General features: G+C 43.6%; 15 protein-coding genes. 8 read left to right on the top strand and 7 right to left on the bottom strand.

The genetic code is table 11. From position 1 onward, the window contains the following. Positions 1 to 86: 86 nt before the first annotated feature. From E2491_RS15040 to E2491_RS15025, 4 genes are read right to left on the bottom strand one after another with little or no spacing between them, the layout of a single operon-like run. Positions 87 to 1,139, bottom strand: coding sequence for an ABC transporter ATP-binding protein (locus E2491_RS15040; RefSeq protein WP_134376449.1), 1,053 nt, complete (start codon positions 1,137 to 1,139; stop codon positions 87 to 89). After that, positions 1,111 to 2,142, bottom strand: coding sequence for an ABC transporter ATP-binding protein (locus tag E2491_RS15035; protein ID WP_134376448.1), 1,032 nt, complete (start codon positions 2,140 to 2,142; stop codon positions 1,111 to 1,113). The genes E2491_RS15040 and E2491_RS15035 overlap by 29 nt, the downstream gene beginning before the upstream one ends. 29 nt (positions 2,143 to 2,171) lie before the next feature. Beyond that, positions 2,172 to 3,122, bottom strand: a complete 951-nt coding sequence (locus E2491_RS15030) for an ABC transporter permease (protein ID WP_134376447.1) — start codon at positions 3,120 to 3,122, stop codon at positions 2,172 to 2,174. 16 nt (positions 3,123 to 3,138) lie between these two features. Further along, entirely contained in the window at positions 3,139 to 4,032 is an 894-nt protein-coding gene (locus E2491_RS15025) for an ABC transporter permease (protein ID WP_134376446.1), read from the bottom strand. Positions 4,033 to 4,499: 467 nt separating this feature from the next. On the opposite strand from E2491_RS15025, the gene E2491_RS15020 reads away from it, so the two are divergent. Then, on the top strand, positions 4,500 to 6,122 hold the full coding sequence (locus tag E2491_RS15020; RefSeq protein ID WP_371414490.1) for a glutathione ABC transporter substrate-binding protein: 1,623 nt from the start codon (positions 4,500 to 4,502) through the stop codon (positions 6,120 to 6,122). 294 nt (positions 6,123 to 6,416) lie between these two features. On the opposite strand, the gene E2491_RS15015 is transcribed toward E2491_RS15020, so the two are convergent. Beyond that, a complete protein-coding gene (locus E2491_RS15015; protein ID WP_134376445.1) occupies positions 6,417 to 7,607 on the bottom strand; it encodes a glycine C-acetyltransferase in 1,191 nt (396 codons plus the stop codon). Positions 7,608 to 8,461: 854 nt separating this feature from the next. After that, a complete protein-coding gene (locus tag E2491_RS15010) occupies positions 8,462 to 10,597 on the bottom strand; it encodes a choice-of-anchor J domain-containing protein (protein WP_134376444.1) in 2,136 nt (711 codons plus the stop codon). A gap of 180 nt (positions 10,598 to 10,777) precedes the next feature. Here E2491_RS15010 and E2491_RS17575 point away from each other — a divergent pair, with 180 nt between their 5' ends. From E2491_RS17575 to E2491_RS14990, 5 genes are all read left to right on the top strand, one after another. Further along, positions 10,778 to 10,933, top strand: a complete 156-nt coding sequence (locus E2491_RS17575) for a hypothetical protein (RefSeq protein ID WP_166805902.1) — start codon at positions 10,778 to 10,780, stop codon at positions 10,931 to 10,933. Between the two features lie 69 nt (positions 10,934 to 11,002). Continuing rightward, the gene (locus E2491_RS15005; RefSeq protein WP_134376443.1) at positions 11,003 to 12,289 is read left to right on the top strand and encodes a hypothetical protein; all 1,287 of its coding nucleotides are present in this window, start codon (positions 11,003 to 11,005) and stop codon (positions 12,287 to 12,289) included. A gap of 23 nt (positions 12,290 to 12,312) precedes the next feature. Further along, a complete protein-coding gene (locus E2491_RS15000) occupies positions 12,313 to 14,070 on the top strand; it encodes an ABC transporter ATP-binding protein (RefSeq protein WP_134376442.1) in 1,758 nt (585 codons plus the stop codon). Between the two features lie 71 nt (positions 14,071 to 14,141). Continuing rightward, positions 14,142 to 14,699 (top strand): copper resistance CopC family protein, encoded by a 558-nt coding sequence (locus tag E2491_RS14995; protein WP_134376441.1) that lies wholly within the window; start codon positions 14,142 to 14,144, stop codon positions 14,697 to 14,699. Continuing rightward, complete coding sequence (locus E2491_RS14990) at positions 14,696 to 15,751, top strand: copper resistance D family protein (protein ID WP_134376440.1); 1,056 nt, start codon at positions 14,696 to 14,698, stop codon at positions 15,749 to 15,751. Before E2491_RS14995 ends, E2491_RS14990 begins: the two co-directional genes overlap by 4 nt. On the opposite strand, the gene E2491_RS14985 is transcribed toward E2491_RS14990, so the two are convergent. Then, the gene (locus E2491_RS14985) at positions 15,746 to 17,026 is read right to left on the bottom strand and encodes a DUF2254 domain-containing protein (RefSeq protein WP_134376439.1); all 1,281 of its coding nucleotides are present in this window, start codon (positions 17,024 to 17,026) and stop codon (positions 15,746 to 15,748) included. The genes E2491_RS14990 and E2491_RS14985 overlap by 6 nt on opposite strands. Before the next feature lie 239 nt (positions 17,027 to 17,265). Between E2491_RS14985 and E2491_RS14980 the strand changes: the two genes are divergently transcribed. Together E2491_RS14980 and E2491_RS14975 are read left to right on the top strand one after the other, a co-directional pair. After that, positions 17,266 to 18,918, top strand: coding sequence for a PTS transporter subunit IIBC (locus E2491_RS14980; protein WP_134376438.1), 1,653 nt, complete (start codon positions 17,266 to 17,268; stop codon positions 18,916 to 18,918). A gap of 4 nt (positions 18,919 to 18,922) precedes the next feature. Continuing rightward, the gene (locus tag E2491_RS14975; RefSeq protein WP_134376437.1) at positions 18,923 to 19,711 is read left to right on the top strand and encodes an endonuclease/exonuclease/phosphatase family protein; all 789 of its coding nucleotides are present in this window, start codon (positions 18,923 to 18,925) and stop codon (positions 19,709 to 19,711) included. Positions 19,712 to 20,278: the final 567 nt, after the last annotated feature.

The following is a 20,278-nucleotide window of genomic DNA, read 5'->3' as shown; positions in this document are numbered from 1 at the left end:
AAGATTAAGATTCCTACGATTAAAAGGTCCCGAATTTTTTTCATAAAACATAAAAAATCCGGCCCTCTAGCAGGCCGGATTTTTTATTATACTTCCTGTCCTCTTTCCACAATCGCTTCAGCAGAGTAGTCCTTTGGCTTACGCTCACCGGATTGAATTTCTTCAATATAGTGACACGCTGCCTGGTGACCTTCTTTCATGAAGTCAGTTGTGCGAAGTTCAGGGGTATCAGTTTTACATTTATCAGTCGCGAACGGGCAACGCGTATGGAAACGGCAGCCTGTTGGCGGGTTAATTGGAGAAGGAACATCTCCTTTAAGTGCAATACGCTCTTTTTTGCGATCAGGATCCGGAACAGGAATCGCTGATAACAAAGCTTTTGTATATGGATGCTGTGGATTGTCAAATAGAGAGTGCTTATCTCCAATTTCAACAATCTTACCGAGATACATAACAATAATACGGTCAGAGATATGACGTACAACCCCAAGATCGTGGGAGATAAACAGATACGTCAGACCAAACTCTTCCTGAAGCTCTTCAAGAAGGTTTAATACCTGAGCCTGAATCGATACGTCAAGCGCTGATACTGCCTCATCACAAATGATCAGCTTAGGATCAACAGAAAGCGCGCGGGCAATCCCGATACGCTGACGCTGCCCGCCAGAGAATTCGTGAGGATACTTGTCAGCCTGGAACGGCTGTAATCCTACTGTCTGAAGCAGATCCTCAATCTTCTTACGACGGTCTTTTTTAGGCACCGTATTTTGAATATCCATCGCCTCTTCAATCACTGCAGATACAATCTGACGTGGATTAATCGATGCGTACGGATCTTGGAAGATAATTTGCATATCTTTACGCATTGCGCGCATTTCTTTTCTAGATAAAGTAGTCAGGTCTTTTCCTTCGAATGAAACAACACCTTCAGTCGGCTCATCCAGACGAAGAATTGCACGGCCCGTTGTAGATTTACCACAACCGGACTCCCCTACAATACTGACAGTTTCTCCTTCATAAACGGTAAAGCTGATATCATCTACGGCTTTAACGTGATTAACAGTTCTGCCTAAGAATCCGCCTTTAATCGGGAAATACTGTTTTAAGCCCTCAACCTTTAGCAGTTCTTTCTTCGCCATAGATATTCACCTCCGGATCGCCGTCCCACTCATCTGAGTAAATCCAACAGCGAATCTGATTTTTGTTTTCATCTGTTTCAAGTTCAGGAAGCTTTGTTCTGCACAGCTCGGTTGCAGCCGGGCAACGTGGTGCAAAACGGCAGCCTGTCGGCATATTAAATGGACTTGGTACTGTTCCTTTAATAGGTGTTAATTTATCCTGATCAATATCGTGACGTGGAAGAGAGTTTAACAATCCAACTGTATACGGATGTCTAGGCTTTCTGAACAGCGTACGAACATCTGCATATTCAACAACCTGACCGGCATACATAACCGCTACATAATCACATGTTTCAGCAACTACACCAAGATCGTGCGTAATCATGATCACAGACATATGAAGCTTGTTCTGCAACTCACGGATCAGGTCAAGGATCTGCGCCTGAATCGTTACGTCAAGGGCTGTTGTCGGTTCATCGGCAATCAGCATATCAGGATTACATGATAATGCAATCGCGATCATGACACGCTGACGCATACCACCAGATAGTTCAAACGGGTACTGATCCACACGCTTTTCCGGTGATGGAATCCCTACAAGCTTCAGCATTTCAATTGCTTTTAGTTTCGCTTCACGTTTCCCAAGACCCTGGTGAATCTGGATCGATTCCATGATCTGCTTCCCTACAGTATAAGTAGGGTTCAGTGACGTCATTGGCTCCTGGAAGATCATAGAGATGTCGTTACCGCGAATTGAACGCATATTCTTTTCAGAAAGCTCTACAAGATTTTGTCCTTTAAAGCGGATCTCTCCGCCTTTAATTTTTCCTGGCTTAGATAGCAGGTTCAGGATTGATAAAGCTGTGATACTCTTACCGGATCCCGATTCTCCTACTACACCTAGTGTCTTTCCACGGGGCAGTTCAAAGCTAACGCCGTCAACCGCTTTTACTTCACCTTCATCCGTATAAAATGAAGTTTGAAGTTCGCGGATTTCTAAAATGTTTTCTGATGAGCTCATTATGTTCACCCCTCATTTCAAAGAATTTATCAGTTAAGATCAATTCGCTTATTCAGGAATCGATAAGAAATATCTACTAGTAAGTTAACAAATACGAACAGGAAGGCAAGAATTAATACTGTCCCCTGTACAACCGGGAAGTCACGTGTATTAATAGCCTGGATTGTTAAACGGCCCATACCATTAATGGCAAAGATCGTTTCAGTTAAAACAGTACCTCCAAGTAGTGCACCAAATTCAAGACCTACTACTGTAACGACCGGAATCAAGGCATTTTTCAAAGCGTGCTGATAAATTACAACACGTTCCTTCACACCTTTTGCACGAGCCGTACGGATATAATCCTGACTGATTACCTCAAGCATACTGGATCTGGTCATACGGGCAATAATCGCTGCACCGGCTGTACCAAGCGTAAATACCGGAAGAACAACTTGTCTCCAGTCGTCACCCCAACCGGATGCACGCATCTGAAGAAATGGCTGAAGCGATTCTGGTATCCAGTTCCCAATGGCAAACCACTGGATTAACATGAGTCCGAGCCAGAAGTTCGGCATCGAAAGTCCGAACAGGGCAACAATCATGATCACAACGTCTGTTACTGTGTAATGACGAACCGCAGAAACGATTCCTGCAATTAGTCCCATGAATACACTTAAAATGGTACTGTATACCGCCAATTCAACGGTAACCCAAAAACGCGTGCCAATTTCATCAACTACAGGGCGGCTGCTTCGGATCGAAGTACCAAAATCTCCTGTTAATACATTTCCAACAAACGTTCCATATTGAACATGTAGTGGTTCGTTCAAACCTAATCTTTCACGAATCTGTTCAACCTGTGTTTCCGGTGCAGACTCTCCGGCAATAATCTGAGCCGGATCTCCCGGAATCAGGTGAATTAATGAGAAAACGAGGATCGATACCCCGAATAAAACAGGAATCGTCTGTAAAAGACGTCGAATAATAAATTTCGTCATGCGTTACACCTCCTATTTATTGTTTCATTTTCGGATCGAGTGCGTCACGAAGTCCATCTCCGAAAATATTAAATGCCAATACCACAATTACGATCATGATGCCCGGGAAGAAAGCTACGTGCCATGCATCATACATATAAGCACGACCATCCGAAAGCATTGCCCCCCATTCAGGAGTCGGCGGCTGTGCACCAAGTCCAAGGAATGACAGACCCGCGGCTGTTAAGACCGCTGTTGCGATACGAAGCGTTGATTGAACAATAATTGGAGACATAACGTTCGGCATAATATGTCGAAAGATTATTCTGAAATCGGATGCGCCAAGTGCACGAACAGCATCAACATACTCCAGTTTTTTAACTGACAGTGTAGATCCACGTACGATACGGGCAAATGCCGGCACCGAGAAGATACCTACTGCAAGAATTACGTTTTGAAGACTTCCTCCCAGAACACTTACGATCGCAAGTGCCAGAAGTATACCAGGGAACGCAAGAAGAATATCCATGATTCGCATAATGATGCTATCAATGATACCTCCGTAATAACCTGCAATAACACCTAATGGTACCCCTAATGCAATTCCGATAATAACTGACAGGAAACCTACGTAAAGGGTAATCCACATTCCGTGAATGATCCTTGTAAAGATATCCCGGCCGAAATCATCTGTACCAAACCAGTTATCCGCAGATGGCGGAGCAAGTTTGTTCGTGATATCTGTCGCATTTGGAGACATCGTTGTCAGCATTGGTCCGATTATTGCGACAATAATGAATAAAAGAATTAAATAGCCACCAACCAGAGCCGCTTTATTTTTCCGCAGTCTTTTCCAAATAATTTTATAGTTTTCAAGTCTTGGATTGACCCGTTTTGCTGTAACCGGCTCGTTTACCGTGTTCTCACTCATACATTACACCCTCTCTTTGCTTTAAATCTTGTAACATATCTTATTTAAAGAATGTTACACACCTAAACAATATTAACGTATTTTAGACAAAAATGAAACTATTCTAATATCTTTTATTATGAACTTTTTTGTATAAAAATATCACAATTTGCTTTTCTAAGGATAATATTGGAACGAATCAGATACTAATATAGTACACTTCATTACTTCACCCCAATAGAGAGAGATTGAATTGAAAGCATAGAAAGCCTAAGGATTAGGATAATAGGTTCAAGCATAAATTATGCTGATATATCTATTGCAAAATCCATTTTTTGCATTTCCATACTTAAATTTTATCTTTTTTGTACGTAACTTTTTTTACACACTTGTAATATTCAAAAATTTACGATATATTATTTTTTGAATATTGCGCTTAATATAGCGTGAGTTTCGATTTAACATATTAGATATGGGGGGTAATTTTTTTGACAAGTAAAAAAACGCTTTGGGCATTTTTACTGACGCTTGTTCTGGCAATGTTCCTTGCAGCATGTGCCGGTGGAAGCGAAGAAGAAAGCGGCGGTACTGATGACGGCGGCACTGACGATGGTGGAGGCTCCGGCGAAGAAGTTGCTGCTGGCGGCGACTTAATGCTGAACGTACTATCTGATGTATCATCTCTTGATCCACACGGTTCAAATGATGTTCCTTCATCTAACGTGCAGGCAAACATTTATGAAACACTAATTTTCCAAGACGAGAACAATGAGCTACAGCCAATGCTTGCTGAGTCTTGGGAGCCAGTTGATGACCTTACTTGGGAATTCAAACTTCGTGAGGGCGTTAAGTTCCACGATGGTTCTGACTTCACTGCTGAGGTTGTAAAAGCAAACCTTGACCGCGTTCTAGATCCAGAAATTGCATCACCACGTGGTTTCCTTTATGAAATGATTACTGAAGTAACAGTTGTAGATGATTACACTGTTCAAATTACGACTGAATATCCATTCGCTCCACTTCTTGCTCACCTTACACACAGTGGTGGCGCAATGATTTCTCTAGATGCTATTGAAGCTGATTATGCTGCAATGGAAGAGGGTTCTGAGCCAGGTTCTGTTATTTCTCAAGAACCAGTTGGAACTGGATTCATGCAGTTTGACTCTTGGACTCCAGGTGAAGAAGTTGTTCTTACTAAGTTCGAAGAGTATTGGGGAGAGCCTGCAGGAATCGATTCTGCAACATTCCGCGTAGTTCCTGAATCAGCAACTCGTCTTGCTGAGCTTGAAACTGGAAATGCTCACATTATTGACCCAGTTCAGCCAAACGAAGTTTCACGTATTGAAAACCTTGATGGAGCTAACATGAACATCCAAAGTTCAACGAGCTTAGCTTACCTTGGATTTAACATGGACAAAGAGCCATTCAACGATGTTCGCGTTCGTCAAGCGATCTCAATGGCAATTGACAAGCAGTCTATCATTGAAGGTATTTATGAAGGATACGGAATCGAAGCAATCGGTCCAATTCCTCCAGGTGTATTCGGATTTGACGAAAGCGTAGAACCACTTTCTTATGATATGGATCAGGCAAGAGCTCTTCTTGAAGAAGCTGGACTTGCTGATGGATTTGAAACTTCAATCTGGACAAACGATAACCCACAGCGTGAGGCGATCGCAATTCTTGTTCAGGAAGCTCTAGCTGAGCTTAACATCACAGTTGATATCCAAATTCTTGAGTTTGGTGCATTCCTTGAGCAGACTGCTGCTGGTCAGCACGATATGTTCATCCTTGGCTGGTCAACTCCAACTGGAGATGCTGACTATGCTACTTACGCTCTATTCCACTCTTCACAAGTAGGAGATCCGGGTAACCGTTCATTCCTTCGTGATGATGAACTTGACTCACTTCTTGAAGCAGGCCGTCAGGAAACTGACCAGGATGCTCGTGCAGACATCTACCTGCAGGTTCAAGAGCGTCTAGTTGAGCTTGCTCCAATGGTTTACATCAACCACAGTGAGTACCTGACTGGTGTAAGCGATAAAGTACAAGGATTCTCAGTACTTCCAAATGGACTTTACCAGCTTAAAGATGTAACAATCTCTGAGTAATCATTTAAATAGAAACCTCTCATTCGTTTATCGGATGAGAGGTTTTTTATAGATTAAATTAATCGTTCAGGATCACCTCTTCGCCTCCTGAGGACACAAGGAGAACGTGCTGTGATGCACAGTTGTCTCATCTTCAACTTCAGATTCTCAGGAGTATTCGGCATGATCCGGCACTGCTTATATTTCTATGTATGAGCATTCTTTATAGAAGAAGAAACATTAAGTAACGATCTTAGAATTTAAACAATAAAAGGCTGGCTCAGAATAACTGAACCAGCCTTTTTGTTTACATTATTATTTAATGATCTCAAGCTCTCTACCAACTTTTTCGTATACGGCAATTGCCTCATCCAACATTTCTTTTGTGTGAGCTGCTGTTGGCATGTTTCTTACACGGCCTGTGCCGCGTGGAACGGTTGGAAATACGATTGATTTTGCATAGACGCCTTCTTCAAACAGACGTTTACTAAATTGCTGCGTGAGTTTTTCGTCTCCAATGATACAAGGAGTAATTGGTGTTTCACTGTCACCAATATCAAAACCAAGCTTTTTCAGGCCCTCTTTTAAATAGTCACTGTTCTCCCACAGCTTGTCATGAAGCTCAGTGCTGTCCATCAGCATTTGAAGCGCTTCTGTGATCGCTACAGTATCCCCTGGTGTCAGTGCAGTCGAGAACAGGAACGGACGTGAGCGGACTTTTAACAGATCAATCAGATCCTGAGAGCCTGCAACATAACCGCCCACTACTCCGATTGCTTTAGATAACGTACCGATCTGGAAGTCGATTTCTTTTTCAAGACCAAAATGTTTGACTGTTCCTTTACCCTTGCCCATTACACCTGATCCGTGTGCATCATCCACATAAGTAATAAGGTCAAATTCCTTTGCGATTTCAACAATCTCAGGAAGCTTCGCAACATCCCCATCCATTGAAAATACACCATCCGTAATAACCATCACTTTATTATAAAGACCAGATTCAGTCGCCTCTTTTGCTTTGGCGCGGAGATCATCCATATCTGAATGATTTACCCGGATGATTTTTGCTTTGGACAGGCGGCAGCCATCAATAATCGATGCGTGGTTCAGTTCATCGGATAGAATTGCATCGTTTTTATCCATGACAGCTGAGATCGCAGCCATATTACAGTTAAAACCGGATTGATAAGCAATTGCTGCTTCTGTTCCTTTAAACTCAGCAAGCTTTTCCTCAAGTTTTACGTGAACATCAAGCGTTCCGTTGATCGTACGAACGGCTCCGGCTCCTACTCCGTAGTGGTCAATGGCTTTTTTAGCCGCTTCTTTTAAATGGTCATTTGTTGCAAGACCGAGATAGTTATTAGATGAAAGGTTGATCAGCTCTTTACCGCCAATTGTGATGATGGCACCATTCGGGCCTTCTACCGGATCGATTTCGTTATAGAGGCCGCGTTCTTTTAAGTCGTTAAGGTTTTCCTGTAAAAACTGGTCTAATACCTTTGCCATGTTCATTTCCTCCTGATTTACATTTGTCTTTTCCACACAAACACTATTGACTGAAATGAATTGTTTTAATCGAGTTTTTGTACGATTTTATTTTATCATGTTTGTTGGTTGTGGACAAATGGATTGGGTGTTTATATAGCCGGTCCTAGCCCCTCCTGCGCTTTCCGTGGCCGGGCGGTGAACCCGCCTGCGCTTCGCACAGTCGGTTTCACCTGTCCCTTTCCGCCACAGGAGTCTCCGGAGGGGCCAGGACCTTTAGGAATATAAATCAATTCGATCAAAACTCAGTTGGTGCAAATCCTACGCGTTCCGCGGCCGCGCGGTGAGCCAACTTGCGCTTCGCGCTACGTTGTCTCACCTGTCGCTTCTCTGCCGCAGGAGTCTTCGGATGCGCCACCGCCCTTTGAAACGTTTTTATCATGGAGTTTTAAAATTAATACGGAGGATGCTACCCTTTCCTCCACTGGGAATCCTCTGAGCAACGGAATAATAACCTTTCCCGAGGGAGTCTCTGGATGTGCCACCTCCCTTTGAATCAGCAATTAAAATATTTTTAAAAATAAATCATTAGGATACATTTTCAGCAGTGTTGTTGATATACAGATAGTAAATGTTGATAACTAAACAGTATATGTCGATAGGTCATTGGTTTCTGTTGATAGACTTCCTGGAGGCACTTCTTTTGTGGATAAAGCCAGGAAAGTTGTTGATAGCTGGTTTGAAAATGTCGATAGCTTTGCATTTCCTGTCGGTAGCCATCCACAATATGTCGATAACGTCTTCTCTCTATCCACATTCCCAAAACTAAAAAACCGGAGCAGGTCAACGTCCCCTGCTCCGGTTTTTATATACTATTATCTTTTATTCTTTTTGCCTTTACCCTTACCTTTGTCTTCTTTAAAAAGTAATTCGTAAGTGAATTCTACTGGGCTCTTAACGCCTTCCGGTGCTGCGTAAGATGTGATCATTTTAACATTGCCGTCTTTAAACAGCTGTTTCAGCTCAAGTGCTTTTGTTTCAGTTACGTTGAAAGGATCCACCTGGATAACTTTTGGTGGTGCGTTTCCTTTGCCGCGCTCCTGAATAAATGTCACCGTGTAGTTAACAAAGTTACCCTGGATTTCGTCCAGTGATTTGAATGCATCTACAGATGAACCGTCAGCTTCAAACCCTGCTGCTTCAAGTGATACGTTGTCGATGAACCAGCCGCGTTCACTTGTTCCCCAGTCTTCCATGTAGCGGAATGCAACAAGGATTTCCTGACCTGCGTATGAGCTGAGGTCAAATGATTCAGATGTCCATTCTCCATTTGTACCTGTGAATCCTGGAAGGTTTTCTTTAATTGTTGGATAGCCTTCAGCTACGATATCTGTGCGTGTATTTTCATTTCCAAGAGATGTCCATGTTTCTCCATTATCTGTTGAAACCTGAACCGTTCCGAAATCCCACTGCTCTTCAATTTCATAGAAATGATCAAAAGCCAGTGATGCTTCAGTAACGCCAGTCAGATCTGCACCAAAGATGAGGCGGTTATCACTTTCCGCTCCAGCATTACCCCAAAGAACCTGGTTGTCTGTATTCAACGGATCTGCAACAGACTGCCACTTCTGAGGGAGGAAATCTGCTCCGTTAAAAGTGAATCCTTTTACTTCTTTTGTAAAATCAATGGATTTGAAGTCTCCACCCCAAGCAGGAACGCCTTCTTTTTCAACTTCAAGTGCATTTTCATAGTTGATCGTTTTTCCGCGTTTTGTGCCCTCAGCATCTACTGGAAGATCACGCAGATTAATGCTGTCAAATTTATAAACGCCGTCATTTCCTCTGTCACTGTCTAATGCAAGAGCAGTGATGAAGTTCTGATAGACTCCTTCAAATGTCTGGTCAATTCCGTTTGATTCGAATACCTCATTTACAGATGTAATTCCCTGTGATGTTGCTGTTGCTAACTCACGGATAAATTCCTGTCCGTATTTGTCATATAGGTATAGAGTGAACAGATAAACTTGGCCATAGTCAGCGATTGTCTCAGGCCCGGTTGGTGCATTTCGGTGCTCATCCCAGTTTACAAGAGAGTTTTCAGGATGATCTAAATAGAAGTTGATTGATCCTTCACCATGTCCGTATCCACCAAGGAATTCAGAGAATGTGGACATCCCTTCGTTCAGCCATGTTTCTTCAGCAGGGTCATTATCAGCATGAATTAAATGCTGAAGTTCGTGAATCGTTGTTGCATAAAATGTTGATTCAAGACGCTCTTCCCAGTTGTTTGTATCGATCGTGATCATATTGCGGTCTGTGTAATTCTCAAGCGTCTGCCAGAAGAATCCTGCTACGAAGAAAGGATAGTCCGGGTTGTAGTACGCATCATCTTTCACGTTATCAATCATCATCAGGACTTTATCGCTGCCTTCATAATACCCTTCAGGAAGACCGACCATTTCAGGTAATGGTGAGTTTGATCCATCGAGTTCATCCGGCGTTCCAAAGAAGTCCGTCGCGACAGGATACATATTCGAGTCGAATTCTGCAGTCAGCTTGTCTACCTGCTCCTGCGTGACCACGTCAGCTCCACGCGGATCTCCTTCAGGATAACTCAAGTCATTTGCTACCCAAACCTCGACGTTTTCCCCTACACTTCTAAGCGTGTATTCTTTAAACTGAAGATTATAATCAAGGAAGAGCTTCGTTCCTCCATCAAATGTGAAGTTTTCATCACCCTCTTCAGATTCTGTTACTTCCTCTGCATCAAGCTGAGCAGCCTGCTCTTTCATTTTTCTTTCAGCCTGCTTTAAATAGGACTGATCCTCAGACAAGTTCTGCAGATATGTATCAACATCCAAACGGTCCCCATAACGTTCTGTGTTCCAGTTGCTGATATCTGTATTTGCAGGAGCTGCCTCTGCTTTCTGAGGTACAAGAGCTGCCGGAGCGAATAGTGACAGTACAAGCGCACTCGACGATAGGACTTTTACTACCGAAGACTTTTTCATTTTATTTCTCCTTTCGTACTAAATAGTTGTCATGCTTTTACAGTCTACCATGCTAAATTTTCAGAAAAAAGTGAATTATCACACGTGTAATTTTTACTAATTGAAGGACTTTTTCCCTCTGTTATACTATTTCGAGTACCAAAGGAACAAAAGTCCTAGTCTATATGAATCATTTTCTCAATGAGTGTAATCGACCATACTGAATACTTTTCACTTTTATCAATGCCACTTCAGCTGTTCGGAGTGGAAGGCGGCGACTCCTGCGGCATAGATGGTTCACCGCCTGGCCGTGGAAAGCGTCCGCCTGGAACGGAGATCAGCGGTTTGTTTTCCTAACTGGTAATCTTTCATAACTTCAGCACGAGAGTATGGTATGATAAAGAAGACCCGAGAGGAGGAGCGAGAATGAATCCACAGCGATTTTATTTGAAGGAAAAGGATCAGACAGTTCATACGATGACGCCTGTTCGACTTGCCATTCACGTTCCATGTTCGATCATCGAGGCGACTAACGATGATGGACAGCTTTATCATTTATATTTTGACGACCGACAATTCCTTGCCGCTAAGAAGGTGAGCCGCTCCAGATTGGGCAGCTACACTGAAAAAGCGTTCACGCAGGGAATTGTTTTTTTATATCCTCATCCCCTTTCTGACCTGCTCGTACAGCCGGAATCAACCATTTTAAACCGTTCTTTCACCTCACTGCTGCAGGTCCTCCAGCATCAGAAGGATCCTGTGAAAACGGCGGAGTTGTTCAGCTGCTTTGACGGGCTGATTAAGGGAGAGAAACTGTTTAAAGTGATTCGGGACTGTTTTTATGAATGTAAACGGGAAGGAAAATTTAAAAAGGCTGATGCTATTCTTCAGTTAATGAAGGATATGTTTCCTGATCATGAATGGGTGATGGCTTTGAGAATGAAACAACAAGACTCTTCTGCCAGCCGGATTCACCAATGGAGAAGGCGCGAAGCAGCTTCGTTCAGCATGCCTTATCTTTTAGCTATGAAAGAGGAGCAATATCGAAAACAACCTTCACCTGAAACCTTCAACACGCTCCTGACGTATTGTAAGCTGTCACTGACCTCTCTGCAGCAGCAACAAGTATTCGACTCTTTACTTTATGCCGGCTTCGAGGAACCTGCCAAAGAATTGTACAGGCAGTTCGTTAAATCCGAAAAATATCATGAAGCTTTCCATACATTGATTTCTTATCGATTTACACCATCTGGAGCTGACAGACGGGCATTACTAATGATGTTGGAGCAGCCGGATGTCATGAAAGACATGCCCATTGAAAAAATCTGCGAGCGGCTTGCCCCTCTTCTGCAACACCATCCGGATGAATTGAACCTTCTGTTAATCTCGTGTCTTTCGCATCAGTATGAAAAAGATTTTCAGAAGGTTTTACAGTACATGGAACCGGTTAAACGCTTAGGCTTGTCTCTACAGGTGTATAAGGACATTGAGTTACTGTCTATGATTGCTGAAGATCCGGAGCAGCAGTCACTTGCGGGAGAATTGTATGAGCGGATCGGTTACTATCAGGACGCTCTTGAATGCTATAGTTATGAAATGGAGCTGAATCCTGAATCACGTGGTCCTGTCGAAAAGATATCCAACATGTACCTTATTATGGGTCAGGCTGAAGAAGCGAAGGTCTACCGACAGCTTCTTGATTCCATGCCTTAAAATCAGTCAGAGGAGACATTTTTATGAAAGCAAAAGAGACGAAAAAGCCTGTCCAGTGGCAGGCTTTTCTTGGGCTGTTAAAACAGTTAAAGTGGCCAAAGTGGATCACCATTTTCGCTCTGCTGTTTGCCTTGATTGAAACAGTTGTGAGCTTAATTATTCCACTTGTAACAAGAGATCTGGTCAACACGGTCACAGGTGCTGCGATCAGCTGGTCGACACTTGGATTATTAATCGGGGTCTTTCTTGTGCAGGGAATTACAGGCGGAGTTTCCTACTATATGCTTGCCTATATTGGAGAAACAATTGTAGCTGACCTGCGGGAAAAACTGTGGCGTCACATTATCCGCCTCCCAATCCCTTATTTTGATCAGCACGAGTCCGGAGAAACGATGAGCCGGATCACGCAGGATACATCAACGGTGAAACAGCTGATTACCGGGCACCTCGTTACGTTTGTATCGGGCATCATTTCCGTTATCGGTTCGGTCCTTCTTCTGTTATATATTGACTGGCGCATGACGCTGATTTTGTTAATTTCCGTCCCTGTCACATTACTCATCATTATGCCTCTCGGTCGAATGATGTACAGGATCTCCAAGTCCGTGCAGGATGAAATGGCGTCATTTTCCGGATTACTCGGGCGTGTCCTGTCAGAAGTCCGGCTTGTAAAAGCGTATTCTGCGGAGGAAAAAGAAGCAGCTAAAGGATCAGAGGGGATTCAGACATTATTTCGTTTCGGTTTGAAGGAAGCGAAAATTCAGGCAGTCATTTCACCTGTGATGACCTTTGTCATGATGGCTCTTCTCGTTGTGATTCTTGGATACGGCGGACTTCAGGTATCCTCCGGGGCATTATCAGCAGGTGACCTCGTCGCGATAATTTTTTATTTATTCCAGATTGTTGTTCCATTTACACAGATGGCTAATTTTTTTACTGCCTTTCAAAAAGCGGTCGGTGCAACGGAGAGAATTCAGGCGATTCTCGAAATCACTCCTGAACCTTCGATAAAAAGTAAACAGACTGCCGGGGCTTATGATCACTTAACATTCAGCGATGTGTCCTTCCGTTACAACGAAAAGAAATCGATTCTCTCTTCTCTTTCCTTTACTGTTCCTGCAGGTAAAATGACGGCCTTTGTAGGACCCAGTGGTGGGGGAAAGACGACTATTTTTTCTTTAGTTGAACGTTTTTATACGCCTGTTAACGGAACCATTACCTATGGAGAACAGAGTATCGATCGATTTCCGCTGGAGGAGTGGCGACGGAGGATCGGCTATGTTTCTCAGGAAAGCCCGCTGATGTCAGGTACGATTAAAGAGAATATTACGTATGGACTTAAAAATGAAGTACCGGATGACGTTATTAAAGCTGCTGCAGCGGCTGCTAATGCATCAGACTTCATTGAAGCACTCCCGGACCAGTACGATACAGAGGTTGGAGAGCGCGGTATCAGACTATCAGGTGGTCAAAGACAGCGGATCGCCATTGCCCGCGCTTTAATTCTTGACCCTGAAATCCTGTTATTAGATGAGGCTACTTCCAATTTAGACAGTTCTTCTGAAATTCTTGTGCAGGAAGCGTTGCAGCGTCTGATGGAGGGCCGTACAACATTGGTCATTGCCCATCGTCTTTCGACGGTTCTTCACGCTTATCAGATCATTTTTATTGAAAACGGAAAAGCAACCGGCTCGGGAACCCACCATCAGCTTTACACCACACATGATCTTTACCGTCAGTTTGCAGATGGACAGTCACTGATCCCTTCTGTTACAGATTAATTTCACTTTAAAAGTGATCCTTTTCCGGACAGGCTGCGTTTTTCAGATAACGAACCTGTTTGGAGGAGATTATGATGAAAAAATATGTAATGGCTGTTGGAATTGGTTTTTTATTATCGGCGCAATCTGCTTTTGCCCACACTCATATGACAGGGTCTTCGCCGGAAGACGGAGCTGTTATTGAGACGGAAACAACTGAGATATCCGTTCAGTTTGATACACCGATCGAAGAATCAGGTGTGATCACAATAACGGATGCAAACGGGCAGGATGTTCCTGTTGAAGAGATTACAACAGGTGACGGTGAATTGATCGCCACGTTAGCTTCACCACTTGAAAATGGTGATTTTGATGCAGAATGGAATATTATCGGAGAAGACGGTCATGAAATGGAAGGCAGCTTCTCATTTACAATCGCGATCGCTGAAGAAGCTGTAGAGGAAAACACTGAAGCATCTTCTGAAGAAGCAGTGATGGAAGAGGAACCTGAAGAAGTTGCCACTGAGACCACTGACTCTGAAACCCAGGAAGAAAATCAGAGAAATCCGATTGTTGTCCCGGCTTCAATTGGACTGCTGACGCTTGCAGCTGCAGGCGGCGCGATTTTCTTCATGCGACGTAAGAAATGATGATGTATATGGCAGAGACGCTTTTATATGTGTCTCTGTCTTTTTTAACCGGCCTGATTATGATTGAAGCCGTTCCTCCTTCAAAAAAGCCGGTTATTTTGCTTAAGCGGGAATGGATGATTGGATCAGCGGCGCTTGTCATGATCTTATCGTTTATGCCCTTAATTCCCCTGATCAGCAGATTAAGTGAGTCACAGGGATTTTCAGCTGCGCTGACTACTGTATTACTTGATTTTACTGCCGGACAGTCATGGATTGCCGTTTGGATCAGTTCATTAATGATCATGATCATAACAGCCGTTTCACGTCACAAAGCTGAGAGAGTCTGGCCCAATTTCTTTCTGCTTGCAGCTCTGTTTTTTTCTTTCAGCTGGGGCAGCCACCCTGAAGCAGTGTCCCCTTTAACCGGTGCAATTTATCATTTATTTCACCTGGCCGCATTACACAGCTGGACAGGCATTTTGCTGGTTGTTGCCTTTTTCAGCAGGTCCAGAGAAAACTGGGGCCGCTTTTTATCATGGTTCACTCCGGTGGCGATGCTTTGTGTAGCGATTGCCGCTGGTACTGGATATTTGATGGCTGATATGATGACGGGCGATTTTTCAGCCGCTAATGCAGCGACAACTGAATATGGTCATTTGCTGCTTATCAAGCTCGTTTTCTTTATCCCTGTCTTTTATTTTGCTTTTGCTAATGCTTTCTTAATTAAAAGAAAATTAAAGGACCATCGCTATTCTCCATTTACGATGATCCGGGTTGAGGCGATATTTTTAACAGCCGTGTTTGCCGTTACTTCTGTATTATCGAAGACCGCTCCGCCTGATCCTTCACAGCCTGCAGTGGATGATCTGGTGCAGAATCTTACAGGTATTAATGGTTTTGTTGTGTTTTCAGCCCAGACAGAGATGCTGATCTTCTCGGGATCGTTTCTGATCTTCAGCTTATTGCTGCTCCTGTCGTTTTACAGGGAACTGCCTTCTGTCACTTCCTTCATCTTCGGACTCGGAGTGACAGCTTCTCTGTACTTCAGCGTGTTATTCAGTCTATCATAGTCTGGTCATCCGCTCGACCGCCTGGATTTTCTGATTCAGCCATACATGGTCAAGGTCAGGCATCGCTCCGAGCTCTGCCTGCTCAACCACATATTGTGCGATTTTATTGAGCGCTTCTAAGTGATGCTTAGGAGCGCTTTCTGCTGCAAACGCGATCGCTTCTAATAGAGCAGACAAGACGGAGACATCCTCCTTCCCATAGTGACGGAGCTGGTAAAATGTACGATACAAAATATCTTCATAGGAAGGCAATGTAAATTTGGCAACACCCTGATTTTCTTTGTTTACAATAAGAATTGGCCGGATTGGCAGCTGTGATAAATTGCCTAACAGCCTCCCAATATGACGAATGCTGTCATTCGCAGTGTTTGGATCATTGATACCCGGGGATATAGCTCTTAATGCAACTTCCACCATCTTTTGAATAGCAAAGATCGGATCCTGTCTGACATCACGTTCATTGCCAATTAAAAAGCAGTCTCCAAGATGGATCTCTCTGACTTCCGGCAGCCGGTCAGGTGTTACATACACTGTCAGCATAGGGGTAGCCTTATGGACAAACTCTCCAATCGGGACATTTACTTCAATTTTCAATCCGTGTTCAATCGCTTTTTTACACAGCTTATCAAAATCTATAAATTGCAAATATCCATAATTCATTGCCTGAATATCAAAACTCGAAGCATCAGGTATCCAGTTCTCTCCTTCATGCTCAAGAGAAATATTTTTATGCTGAAGAAGATCAAAGTAATAGTCTGTTACATCATCTGCATCCTTTGCCAGACGTTCGATCAGACGGCTTGCCTGGATATGACTCGCTACATGATGTATAAACATTGCAAAGAATACAAGACAGATGATCGCAATGATGACGCCAACCGTCCCTGAAATGACCGGCTTATCAGACCCTCTTAAAAAGAGCAGTGATAATGTGGAGTAGATAAACCCTCCCATAAATATCCCCAAAACTCTAAGTGTAAAAGAGTCGGTAATAAAGTTTTTTATCGTTTTCGGTGAATACTGAGAGGCATAAGTTGAAAGCACGACCATAATGGTTGAAAAAGTAAAAGTGGTCATTGTCAGTAATGCTGTCATCAATGCTGTTAAAATCGACTGTGCCAGAGCGTTTTCGGTATAGAAAATTTCAGGCAGGCTTTCTATGTTGAACTGAGAGTCAATTGCTCCGGCTGCTGCCGCAATGATTAATCCTAAAATACTGTAAATGGAAGGAATCAACCATACCTTTTTTCTCAATTCCACATACCATTTTTCCATTACGCATCTTCCTTTTTAAATGAATTCTTATAATCATGTCAATCTCCTGACGTTAAACCAGCTTCCCCCCTTCATCTTTTCCCCGTTCCTTTGATTTTGATGTCAGAAATTATAAGATATTTGATCTAATTTCTAATAAAACGCTTGCAAGATTGTTACCTTGTATATACAATATGAAAAGTAAAGATTAGTGCAAACGCTTGCACTTGCTTATAGACGTTACACATAGGAGGAACATCATGAAGAAGATCTTTGGTTCATTTGATTTCTGGCAGAAGTTCGGTAAAGCACTGCTTGTTGTTGTTGCAGTTATGCCGGCTGCCGGAATTATGATCTCATTAGGTAAATTATTGGCGATGCTGACTGGCGACATCATGTTCATGCAAACGGTTGCGCGTGTCATGGAAGACATCGGTTGGGCGATTATTACGAATTTACATATTCTGTTCGCCGTTGCAATTGGTGGTTCGTGGGCAAAGGACCGCGCTGGCGGTGCGTTTGCTGCATTGATCGCTTTTCTATTGATTAACAGAATTACCGGCGCCATCTTCGGCGTTAACGCTGATATGCTGGCTGATCCTGAAGCAACAGTTACTTCCCTTTTAGGTGCTGAATTAGTCGTTGCAGATTACTTTATTTCTGTTCTTGGAGCACCTGCTCTTAATATGGGTGTCTTCGTCGGGATCATCTCCGGTTTCCTTGGAGCTGCTTTATATAACAAGTATTATAACTACAGTAAGCTGCCACAGGCACTGTCTTTCTTTAATGGAAAACGATTTGTTCCGTTTGTGGTGATTGGCGGATCTGTCATCGTAGCAATTGTCATGTCTCTTGTATGGCCATTTATTCAGGGACTGTTAAATGACTTCGGACAGTGGATTGCGAACTCACGTAACTCCGCTCCGATTATTGCACCTTTTATTTTCGGTACACTGGAGCGTCTGCTTTTACCGTTTGGTCTTCACCATATGCTGACTGTGCCGATTAACTATACAGAGCTTGGTGGCACGTATGTAATCCAGACCGGTGCAAGTGCAGGAAGCATGGTTTCCGGACAAGATCCATTATGGCTTGCATGGGTAACGGACCTTTATAACATGCTACAGCAGGGGAATACTGCAGGCTATAACCAGCTGACAGAAGAAGTTGTCCCTGCCCGCTTTAAAGTAGGTCAATTCATCGCTTCATCTGCTGCTCTGATCGGGATGGCGCTTGCGATGTATCTGAATGTTGATAAAGATAAACGTAAAAAATACAAGTCTATGTTCTTATCAGCCGGTCTTGCTGTATTCCTTACAGGAGTGACCGAGCCAATTGAATTTATGTTTATGTTTGCTGCACCACTGCTATATGTTGTGTATGCAATTTTAACAGGGGTTTCATTCGCCCTTGCTGACGTGCTGGATCTTCGTATTCACGCATTTGGTTTCATCGAATTTCTAACAAGAACACCACTGATTATTAATGCAGGACTTGTTGGGGACCTGATTAACCTTGTTATCGTAGGTGTAGTGATGTTCGGTGTGAACTTCGGTGCCGCTTACTTCCTGATTAAGCGCTTCAACTTCCCTACTCCAGGACGTGCAGGAAATTATATTGAAGAGGGAACTGAAGAAAAAGCGACAGCTAAATCAGGCGCTAAAAAGGACGAAGATTCACAGGCCGTTGCGATTATCGGACTGCTTGGCGGAGAAGAAAATATTGAAGATGTTGATGCATGTATGACAAGACTTCGTGTAACCGTTAAGCAAATTGATCTTGTAGCTGATGAAAAGACATGGAAGCAAAACGGGGCACTGGGCCTTGTTGTCCGCGACCGCGGAGTTCAGGCGATCTACGGACCAAAAGCCGACGTGTTAAAATCCGATATTCAGGATCAACTGGGAGCCTGATCACATGAAGTTACTCACGCTCAACTGTCACTCCTGGCAGGAAGATCAACAGCTTGAAAAGCTTGATATACTGGCTCAAAAGATTGCAGCGCGAGATTACGATATCATCGCCCTGCAGGAGGTCAGCCAGCTGACGGACGCAGAGCCGGAAGGCCCCTTTAAAAAAGGTCATTTCGGGCTGGAGCTGCTGAAAAGATTGAAGGCTGCCGGCAGACATGATGATCAGATGCACTGGGCATTTTGCCATTACGGCTATGATATTTACGAGGAAGGTGTGGCCATTCTGACCCGCCTTCCGATTGTGGAAACAGACAGCTTTTTCATTTCCCAGTCACAGGATCCGGATCACTGGAAAACACGCGCCGTTCCGAAGGTGACCGTGCAATACGGAGAGAAATTGATTGATGTCTTTTCCTGTCACCTTGGCTGGTGGGGCGATGAAGAAGAGCCCTATGATCACCAGGTTCGTGAGCTGATGGCTCATAAACATCCTGACCGTTTATCGTTTTTTATGGGGGATTTTAATAATCACGCCGGCTTGTCAGGCGAAGGTTATGATTTACTTCATGAAAACGGACTAGTTGATACGTATGTGCTTGCTGAAGAAAAAGACAGCGGTATCACCGTATTTGGTACGATTGCCGGCTGGGAAGGCAATGACCAGCCCCTGCGGATTGATTATATTTTTGCTTCGGAAACGATTAAAGTTCGCTCCTCACGTGTGATTTTTAACGGGGATCATTACCCTGTTGTGTCGGATCATTTCGGTGTGGAAGTGGATGTTAAGATTTAAAGATAAGCCGGGACTCTGATGGGTTCCGGTTTTTTATATCTAATATGTGTGTCGAGTTAAGAGTTCGTTCAGGATGTGTGGCAAAGTGCAGGACAAATGTCACTAAACTCACAAATTCTCGCGGAAGCTCACGAATTTGCCATGGCACCTCACAAACTTCGCGTCTAACCTCACGAACCCTCGGCCGGAACTCACGAATTCCCCCAACAAACTGACGAACCGGTTCCACACAAATACGCTTCCTGACTGAACATACTGGCTCGTAAAAACGCCTCTTCTGCATAGGTCAAATTACACTAAACTCACAAATTCCCGCGGAAGCTCACGAATTTGACTTGTAACCTCACAAACTTCGCGTCTAACCTCACGAACCCTTGGCCGGAACTCACGAATTCCCCCAACAAACTGACGAACCGGTTCCACACACACGCTTCCTGACTGAACATACTGGCTCGTAAAAACGCCTCTTCTGCATAGGTCAAATTACACTAAACTCACAAATTCCCGCGGAAGCTCACGAATTTGCCATGGCACCTCACAAACTTCGCGTCTAACCTCACGAACCCC

Source organism: Jeotgalibacillus sp. R-1-5s-1, assembly GCF_004405105.1.
Lineage (GTDB): Bacteria > Bacillota > Bacilli > Bacillales > Jeotgalibacillaceae > Jeotgalibacillus.
Note: the sequence above shows the minus strand (reverse complement) of the source record. Positions and strands in the feature narration are given on the sequence as shown.